Source organism: Algoriphagus confluentis, assembly GCF_036245625.1.
GTDB classification, from domain to species: Bacteria; Bacteroidota; Bacteroidia; order Cytophagales; family Cyclobacteriaceae; genus Algoriphagus; species Algoriphagus confluentis.
Window position 1 is genome coordinate 1 of record NZ_BTPD01000034.1, and the last position, 1,723, is coordinate 1,723.

At 57.1% G+C, this 1,723-nt stretch carries 1 protein-coding gene; it reads right to left on the minus strand.

Features of this window, described 5'->3' with window-relative positions:
* On the minus strand, positions 1-1,702 hold a 1,702-nt coding region (locus tag AAA943_RS21750), incomplete at its 3' end, for an OmpA family protein (RefSeq protein WP_338226525.1).
* Between the last annotated feature and the right edge of the window lie 21 nt (positions 1,703-1,723).

The following is a 1,723-nucleotide window of genomic DNA, read 5'->3' on the forward strand; positions in this document are numbered from 1 at the left end:
TGTGGCTGGCCACCAGCAGGTCCAGGAAGCTGTATTTCTCCATCAGCTCAGCCAGCTTGTCCAGGGCCGGCATCGCGTCCTTGCGGATCGCAAACTTGTCCAGATCATAATACACCAAGTCCACGTGCACCGGCAGCTGATACGGGATCGGTACCAGCTGGTACTCCCGCTTCACCGTGTCTCCCGCAAAGCCTTTCGTCGTGATCGTCTCGTCGGTCAGCGGAAAATAGCCCGGCTTGCTGATCGTGATCCCAAAGTCGCTCTCCGGCTCCAGCTGGGCCGTCAGCTCCCCTTTCCCGTTTCTTGCCGTGGGAACCATGATCCCCTGCGTCTTGTCACGGAAGGTCGCCAGGTAGCTCTCCGTGATCACGTTGCCGTTGCAGTCCAGCACTCTGGCCAAAAACTGCTTGTACATCTCTCTGGCCATGTAGATATCGTCCAGTCCCTTGCCTCCCTTGCGGTTCGAGGACAGGTACACCGTCTTGTCCTTGTCTTCCCGGTAGGCAAAGTCGTCGGCCAAAGAGTTGATCGGATAGCCCATGTTCCGGGTTTTGCCGATTGAGGCTTCCGTGTACTCCGACTCAAAAATATCCATCCCCCCGAAGCTGTCGTGACCCGTCGAGCTGAAGTAAAATCTGTTCCCTTTCCGGAACGGATGCGTCTCGTTGTCTGCCGTGTTCACCCCCGGGCCCAAAGGAACCGCGCTGCCGAACACCAGGCTGTCTCCCGATACCGTGTATTCGCTGTAGTACAGGTCATAGCCGCCCAAGCCGCCCGGCATGTCTGAGGCAAAGTACAGTCTTCCGGCTTCCTCATCCACAAACGGGTGCATCACCGAGTACCGCAGCGAGTCGTTCAGAGGAAACGCTTTCGCTCCCTCCAGCTTCCCTTCCGCGTTCACCTTGCTGTAGTAGATCTCCACCTGCACCATCACCGTGTCCTTCCGCGGCTTCACCTTGCCCGGGTCACGGGTCACCGTGTAAAACAGCAACTTGTCCTTCACCGAGTAGCTCGGATCCGAAAAGCTCTTCGTCTTCGGTACGTCGCTCACCACCGCGCTGATATTGCCCTCGCTGTCCTGCCTGTATACCGTAAAATAGCCCCGGTCCGTGTAGTCGCTCTTCTCCGGACTGAACAGCTTGTTCCGCCCGTCGATCCGGATACCCGGCATCTTGTCCGGATAGCTTCCGCCCCGGTCCGAAACAAAGTACTTGTTCCCCTGTCCGTCTTCCACCATCGAAAAGTCCGATTCACTGCTGTTCAGCTCTTCCACATTCTCCAGCTTCAGCTTCCTCGCACTCTCCGGAATATCCCGCTTCTCGATCCCCAGGCTGTCCGCTGTCAAGCCCTTCGCCTGGATAATCGATACCGCTTCCTCAAAGTTGTCGGTCAGTATCCCCGCCCGAAGCAACGCTCGGTAGTCTTCTCCCCTCGCCTCTTCGTACCCCACCGTCGTCTTCCACCACTCGTACATCGCTCCGTAGTCCCTTACCTTGTCCTGGGCCAGCGCCGTCTTCCGCGCCGTCTCGTAGTTGGGCTTCTTTGCATACGCCTCCTTGTACACATCCAGTGCATGCTGGTAGTTCATCAGGGTCATCTGCTCGTCCGCATAGCGGACTTTCGTCTTCTGGGCCTCTGCTATGCCCGTGGCTCCAATCAGCAAGCCTGCCGTTATCGTCAGTATGGTCAGTGTCTTTTTCATAATCAGAACCATCTTTGGTTT